This is a genomic window from Blautia sp. HCP3S3_D9, assembly GCF_052063845.1.
GTDB lineage: Bacteria > Bacillota > Clostridia > Lachnospirales > Lachnospiraceae > Blautia_A.
Map to the genome: position 1 here is coordinate 1 of NZ_JBQHWS010000141.1, position 8,179 is coordinate 8,179.

Genomic DNA, 8,179 nt, shown 5'->3' on the forward strand with positions numbered 1-8,179 from the left:
TTTCGATTTTTTTGCATGACAAGTAAGGCATCATGATTATTGCCTTTTGTGGGCTCTGCCCACACCCGACCTCTGGAATAGGATCGGAAATTTCTGGCAATAATATAAATGCCGAAGGAATAGACAGAGAGCAGGAATGAGGGGCTTAAAAGAGCTTCCCATTCCTGCTTTTCTTTTCTCTTACAGATAAGCAGTAAGCCGTTCTCCGTAAAGGACTATAAGATGATTCAATACCTGATCCCAGTTCCGGTATCTCTGCGTCCACTTTTTGACTACGTTCTCGCTGGCAAGATACAGCATCTTTTCCAATGCAGAATCGCTTGGGAATACGCTTTTCGTTTTCGTGACTTTCCGATACTGGCGGTTCAATCCTTCTATGATATTTGTCGTGTACATAATGCGTCTGATTTCATTAGAAAACTGAAAAAAGGAACTTACATCTTCCCAATTATTTTCCCAGTTACTGATCGCGTACGGATATTTCTTCCCCCATTTTTCTTTCATGTTTTCCAGCTCTGTTAAAGCGGCTGCGCCTTGCCTTTCTTGTTTCTTTAGAATACACCTTACTCTTTTCATAATAGAATAAAACTCTTTTTTCTACAAATATTTTTTTATTATATCATCCACACATGAAATCAAATACATAGCACTGTAAAATCAAAGTAAATATTTCGATCAACAGAACCTTTTATGACAACATCTCTTTCACACAAGTACTTCGATAATCACTTGGTGATATTTTATATCTTTCTTTAAATACTCGGTTAAACGTTCTCTGACTTTCAAATCCACTATCCAGACAAATATTTGTAATAGAATCACTCGTATTTTCCAAACGATGGCATGCATAGTTCAGCCTTGCATCGTTAAGATATTGATTAAAGTTTCTATGGAATGTCTTGGAAAAGAGTCTGGATAAAACATATTTGCTCACGCCCAGGTCTTTTGCCATCTCTTCTAACGAAAACTTCTTCTTGAAATTTGCTGATATATAGGAAACTGTCTGGTAAATAAGATCGTTGCTCCCCACACTGCTCTTTTCTACCAAATTTAATTTTCCTATGCAGCGTGCCAACACAATTTGAAGATATGCCTGTGCAACAGTAATATCCGACTGTTCTGTCTCTAAAATTGCATTTATAACCCTATATACCTCCGGTTCAACCTTTTCCGCTTTGATGATTGGGTATTCAGGAGCCATGGATTGCATGATATCTGCAAATTTGGCTATCGTAAATGGCGATGCAATCAGATAAGTCGCTTTATTTACACCGGGTGTCAGTACCTGATAGTGATGAATAACATCTGGAAATACAAAGCCTATATCTCCTTTTTCCATATGGTATAGTTCCTGTCCGACACCAAGTTCTAATGCTCCACTTGTTACACAAACGATCTCCAGTGCATTATGAAGATGTGGTTCAATATGTTTTGACTTCCTATTTATTGCTATGATCTCCTCTTTTGTGTCAACATATTTTAACTGCATGAAATACTCCCCTTTGCAACATTTGTCTATATCTTCTTTCGATTTGGCAAGCAATCCTTTTACACCTATCTTATAATCAACTTGTAAATAAGGAAAGGAGGAATTGCAAATGAGCAACCTAAAAAAATATCTGAATGACCTTTTAGTATTCTACACTGAATATTTTGAGCATCCTTACCATGTATAAATACTAAAAGGACTATTTTGTGAAAACTGAATATTTTCTTAAGGCCATTTCACAAAAATGAAGTGGTCCTTTTTTATTTTCAAAATACAGTTCAATCACTTTATATATAGAAAAAAGCACTGTCTCATCGAGCAATGACCAGACAACGCTTTCTCCTGTCAATTCTAATTTATGTCTGATGCATCTGTTACTTCATCTGCAGCAATTTCTTTTTCTGCTTTCAGTTTTTTATTTGCATCTTCTACATTCATTCTTGAAAGTACAAACATAATCAATACATCAAAGATTAACGGAAGCCAAAGATACATAAACTGCATCATATCAAGTGCAGACTGCGGCTGAGTTGCATTTGTTCCAATATATCCACTGAACTCAAGCAGCCATCCAACAACAGCGGTTCCAATACCTCCACCGATTTTTACGCCAAGAGAAGTACAAGAGTACATCGTTCCGTCAATTCTCTTTCCCTGTGTAAGATAAGTGTACTCAGAGCAGGATGCGATAACTGCATTCATATCTCCCTGCCATGGTCCCTGACCTAAGGCTGCAAGAGCTGTAAATGCCATCATCAGCGGAACACTGCCCATATATCCTGCAACAACAACAAGTGCTCTACCGATGACTGCTAAGACATAACCTCTTAAGTTCAGTTTATACATACCTTTCCACTTACCAACTAATGTCGGTGTGAAAATCAGGGCAATGATCAGTGGAATATTTACTGCCCATGCAAATTGTCCAAACAAATTCTTATTTTTCAGTACCCATGTCATGTAATAAATGCCAGCTCCAATCATGGCACCATATAACTGCTGTAAAATATATGTTCCACAAATCATCATGTAATATTTGTTTTTGACAAGAAGCTTGAATGCCTGTACCATTCCATACTTTTCATTATCATTCTTTACTTCTCCTTCATTAAGTTCTTCCTCCGGAAGTTCCTTAACAGAAAGTGCTGAAATCGTATTTACGACCAGACCAATGATTGCATAGATAATAGCAACCGTTCTCCATGCCGCAGCATCTCCACCACATTTATCTACAAATCCAACTGTAATCGCCTGAATCAGAAGACTTGTTGAAAATGCAAAAATAAAACGGTAAGATCCCATCTGTACACGCTCTTTGCTGTTCTTTGTAATCAGTGACGTAAGTGCTGAATAAGCAATATTGTTTGCTGTATAAAACACACCATTTAACAGTGTATAAGAAATAAAGAACCATGCATATTTAGCCGTTGTTCCCAAACTCACCGGTACTGCAAAGCAGCCGACCAGCGTAATGGCACAACCAATATATCCGTATAGCATCCAGGGTTTCGCTTTTCCCATTTTACTGTGTGTTTTGTCAATCATTGATCCAAAAAATATATCCGTAAAACCATCAAATAGTTTTGATACGGCAATCAGGGTACCCACGACACCTGCAGCAAGTCCTACCGAGTCCGTCAGATAGACCATCATAAAAGATGTCAGGAACGCATAGACTACATTACCTGCAATATCACCTGATCCGTATCCAATTTTGTTATACCATTTCAAATACTTTTTTTCTTCCATCGAATTTCTTTGCTCCTCATCTTCATCGCACTTAGAATCTCAATATGGCTAACCGTATGATATCTAATTCTGTTTTTTTCTCTGATTTTGTCTGATTGCTCTGTATATCCGGACTTTACATTACAATCAGACTCTCTTTCCTTGTTTACGGGTTACATGAAACTTTATTATCCCTTTACATACGGTATCAGTGTAAACTGAAACCGGAATAATACATCATCAAATCGGTACTGCTCCAATACAACTGGACCACAACTATTAGAACCAATGCCATTTAATGCGTAGTCAACACAGAATACTACACTATCTGATTCTATTAATTCATAATTATGCGTTTTCTTCTCAAGTTCTTCCTGTGTATAATAAGAAGCATTGAATGAAAATGCCTTTTCTGCGGATGCCACAATTCCATATCGGCTGTTGTTAAGCTCTACATATTCACAATCATAATGGCTTCCATTTTCCTGTGGACGGATATAGTCCTCATGTAAATCCCCTACATCTGCCCGGTACAAACCGTGGCTCGCAGCCTGATGTTTATCACAATAACTTTCCTGTGGTCCCATTCCAAAGTATCTTACAGCTGAAAGTTTTTTATCCAGGAACATCCTCACACCAAATCTCGGAAGATCCGGGAATTCATCGTCTTTTGTTACTACAATATCTGCATCAATCTTTCCAGCAGCTTCTATTTTCCATGTAATCGTCACATCAAGAATCTTCTGTACTGTCTCTGCCACAACGGAAGCATGGCTTGTAATCTTCACACCATGTTTTCCCTGCACAACCTCTGTCGTATAGGCTCTTGTGTAAGCCTTATCATAGTGGGCTTTCTTCCATTCAGACTTGATGTACATATCGTTATCTGTTGGAGCTCTCCAAATATTTAATTCCATCGGATGGTTCAAGTATTCCCGCCCTGCGAATTTCATCTCTGTAAAGAGTGCAGTACGTTTGTCTATGGTATAAGCAAATTCACGCCCCTTGATATGAATCTGTGTATCATTTTCATTTACCTGTAATTCAGAGTCCACTACTGTTTTTGGTATCCATTTCTCTGCAAGTTTAAATTTTGTATCCTCTTTACTTACCTCAATTTCATCAAATCCAAGAATATGGTCTTCATCCAACAGTGGCAATTCTTTTTTCAGATGGTAAATAAGTTGTAAATAACATTTCCCATTCTCTGGAACATTGATCTTCAGGTTTGTTTTTCCTTCCCCGTGTGGTGCCACAGAAAACTCCGGAAGTATGCCTTTGCTGATCACAAGACCATCCTGTGTCAGCTCATAACTAATCTTCACATAAGCTTTCAAGTCATCAAAATCCATGTAGTTATGAAGCACCAGTTCTCCGCTTTCTTTGTTATAGGAAACAACTCTTGCCGGGCGATAAACATTCTTGTATTCCAAAAGTCCTGTATGTACCGTTCTGTCCGGATATACTAATCCATCCATACAGAAGTTGCCATCATGAATTTCTTCGCCATGGTCGCCCCCATAAGCATATATAGTCTTTCCATTCTCAGCAGTTCCATGAGCAATCGCATGGTCACACCATTCCCAGACAAAGCCGCCGCACATTTTATCATTATCCTGAATCATCTGGAAGTAATCTTCAAAATCTCCAGGTCCGTTTCCCATGCTGTGACAGTACTCTACCAAAAGGAAGGGTTTGCTTCCATCTTTATCCAGATATTCCTGAATTTCGGAAAGCGCTGGGTACATCCGGCTGTACACGTCCAGATTGCTGTAATCATATGTTTCATCATAATTACGGTATCTTGCACTCTCATATTGTGTGATACGGTCTGGATCAAAATTCTTTGTCCATTCCAGTGCTTTTTCAAAGTTGCAGCCATAAGCACTCTCATTTCCCATTGACCACATAACAATACAGAAACGGTTTTTGTCACGTTCCACCATGAGTTTTACGCGATCAACGATTGCCTCTTCCCATACCGGATCATCTGCAATCTTCTCATTCCATCGTTTGAACCGATTATAATCAGTGTCTTCTTTTCTGTAGATCATAAATGGACCATGAGCTTCAATATCTGCTTCATCTATTACCATGAATCCATACTTGTCACACATTTCATAGAAAAATGGTGCGTTCGGATAGTGGCTAGAACGGATCGCATTAAAATTATGCTGCTTCATTAACGTAAGATCGGTTGTAATCTGTTCCGGATTGATTGTAAATCCAGTAACCGGATCAGAATCATGTCGATTGACACCACGGAATTTAATCTTCTGTCCATTTAAATAAATAACCTGGTCTTTAATCTCTATCTTTCTTAATGCAATGTGATCTACAATTACTTCATTCTCTGTTTCAAGAATCAGTTTATAGAGATATGGATTTTCTGTATTCCAAAGTTCCGGACTTGCGATTTCTAATACAGCTGTTCCTTCTTCAGCAATACTTCCTAGTGCTACAACTGCTCCGTTTCTATCTTCAATCGAAATTTTTACATTTAACGGAGAGTAGAATTTCATTTCAATTTCTACTTTCGCAAGCATATCATCAATTCTTGTTTTAATATGATAATCACTGATTGCCTGTTTTGGGCGTTTCAAAATGTACACATCCCGGAAAATACCACTCATACGGAATTTGTCCTGATCTTCCAAATAGGAACCATCACACCACTTCATGACCAGAACCGCTATGCTGTTCTCTCCGTCCCGAAGGAGGTCGGTGATATCAAACTCACTGGTCATATGAGAAACCTGGCTATACCCTACATAAGAGCCATTGATCCATACATAAAAGCAACTGTCTACTCCTTCAAAATTCAAGAAAGCTTTTGGTGCATTTTCATCTTTGTGATAAACAAAGGTATGTGTATATGTTCCACATGGAATATCCTGTGGTACATACGGTGGATCAAATGGGAACGGATACCTGATGTTTGTATACTGATGTGTGTCATATCCTGCCATCTGCCATACACTCGGAACCTGAATCTCATCAAAATTTTCTGTATCATAATCTTTCTCAAAGAAGGGTTCCTGAACATCATAGATACTGTTAAAATACTGGAACTTCCAAGTTCCGTTCAATAACTGCATTCGGTCTGACTCTTCCCTGTGCTCCACCAGGTTATCCATTCTTTTGGATGCCGGAATAAAATAGGCTCTGGCTGGCATTGTATTTTCATGCAGTACGCTTAAATCCTCATAATAACGTGGTACAATCATAAATAACTCTCCTTTAATACATATACATTTTTTTGCACTTTGTTTTTCCACAGCAAACCTTGTCTTTTATTTTTATGTTTACGTTTCTCTGTTTTGCTATATATATCTTATCCTAATCTGCAAAACATGTCTATGAATTGGATTAGACAAAATATGCACTAAATGATACAATAACAAAAAAAGGAAAAGAGGTGCTACCATATGTATATGAATACCGGTTATTTAAACCACTCCCATATGGATTTCAAAGACAAAAGTCGCCCACTGGTTGTAGGAAGTTGCGGTACTTACCGCCTTTCCAGCCATCCAAAGTTACCAACCTACCGTCCAAGGGGACGCCTGGATTATCAGATTATCTATATCACTGCTGGTTGTGGGCATTTTCATTTTGACAATGTGGATAACGAAACGATTGTCCCCGCCGGTAATATTGTACTGTACAGACCGAAGGAACTTCAGAAATATGAATATTATGGAAAAGATAAGATAGAAGTATACTGGATTCATTTTACAGGCAACAATGTAAAAAATATCCTACGGCAATATGGATTCCCGGATAAAGAGCGTGTATTTCAGGTCGGAACCTCTATGGAATACGAACAGATTTTCAAGCGTATTATCATCGAGCTTCAGCGTTGCCAAGATAATTATGAGGAAATGCTTGTCCTTCTGCTCCGTCATCTTCTGATCAGTTTCCACCGGGAACTGACAAGAGAGCACATATTAAAAAATGAATATCTTGATCATGAGATGGATAAAGCAGTTACCTTTTTCAGTGAAAATTATAACCAGAATATTAGCATAGATGATTATGCTGCCTCACGTGGAATGAGTGTCAGCTGGTTTATCCGAAACTTCAAAAAATACACAGGTTCTACACCAATGCAGTTTATTGTGGGAATCCGAATTAACAATGCCCAGATGTTACTTGAAACAACAACCTATTCCATCAATGAGATTTCTAAGATTGTCGGATATGATAACCAGCTTTATTTCAGTCGGCTTTTTCACAAGTTGAAAGGATATTCGCCGAGAGAATACCGAAAGCTGAGAAACAAATTCTGAAATCCACAAAGAGGATACCACCGAATTATCAAAAGAGTAATAGCAAATACTCCCACAGCAATAAGAAGTACAGCAATAATCTTCTTTAAATAACGCTGTTTATGACTACTATCTTTTGATATCTGTATCAGTGTATCTTCCGATTTTTTTCTACATTAGTTACCTCAATATCTTCACCTTCCAAAAATTCATTTAGACTGATGCATTGCACACTATTTGCGGCTTTGAAACGGATTATAGATTTATCACCAAAAGGCAAATGAAAAACATTCTGAAAAAAAGCAAAGGTCGGAAATAAAATACTATATTCCAAAACGACACAATAAATCGCCGAACCCCAGTAAAATCAAGATGTACATCGTTTTTTTTGTTTAGTAACTGTCAAAGACAGGATATATCATCATAGGTGAGGGTGTAAAAATTCTTGTGTCTATGGAAAGTAAATCTTTCTGATAAGAAATAGATATGTAAAATTTTGCTGTCGAATTAATGATTATGCGGCTGTCGAATATATCTTTGTACTTACAGTATTGCCATGTAGGAAAATTATATACATCATTTTCGATTTTTTTGCATGACAAGTAAGGCATCATGATTATTGCCTTTTGTGGGCTCTGCCCACACCCGACCTCTGGAATAGGATCGGAAATTTCTGGCAATAATATAAATG

Annotated in this window: 5 protein-coding genes and 1 pseudogene; 1 reads left to right on the plus strand and 5 read right to left on the minus strand. The window is 37.8% G+C overall.

Features of this window, described 5'->3' with window-relative positions:
- Positions 1-180: 180 nt before the first annotated feature.
- From ACTNES_RS17825 to ACTNES_RS17840, 4 genes and pseudogenes are all read right to left on the minus strand, one after another.
- Positions 181-594, minus strand: a pseudogene (locus ACTNES_RS17825) (transposase); the annotation flags it as partial.
- Positions 595-688: 94 nt separating this feature from the next.
- The gene (locus ACTNES_RS17830) at positions 689-1,489 is read right to left on the minus strand and encodes a helix-turn-helix transcriptional regulator (RefSeq protein WP_019163021.1); all 801 of its coding nucleotides are present in this window, start codon (positions 1,487-1,489) and stop codon (positions 689-691) included.
- A 351-nt stretch (positions 1,490-1,840) separates the two neighbouring features.
- Positions 1,841-3,238 (minus strand): MFS transporter, encoded by a 1,398-nt coding sequence (locus tag ACTNES_RS17835; protein ID WP_441033463.1) that lies wholly within the window; start codon positions 3,236-3,238, stop codon positions 1,841-1,843.
- Positions 3,239-3,405: 167 nt separating this feature from the next.
- Positions 3,406-6,444 (minus strand): glycoside hydrolase family 2 TIM barrel-domain containing protein, encoded by a 3,039-nt coding sequence (locus ACTNES_RS17840; RefSeq protein ID WP_441040259.1) that lies wholly within the window; start codon positions 6,442-6,444, stop codon positions 3,406-3,408.
- A 201-nt stretch (positions 6,445-6,645) separates the two neighbouring features.
- Between ACTNES_RS17840 and ACTNES_RS17845 the strand changes: the two genes are divergently transcribed.
- Positions 6,646-7,509, plus strand: a complete 864-nt coding sequence (locus ACTNES_RS17845; RefSeq protein WP_441033457.1) for an AraC family transcriptional regulator — start codon at positions 6,646-6,648, stop codon at positions 7,507-7,509.
- Between the two features lie 371 nt (positions 7,510-7,880).
- On the opposite strand, the gene ACTNES_RS17850 is transcribed toward ACTNES_RS17845, so the two are convergent.
- Positions 7,881-8,179, minus strand: a 299-nt coding sequence (locus ACTNES_RS17850) for a hypothetical protein (protein ID WP_441040260.1), incomplete at its 5' end; no start/stop codon positions are given.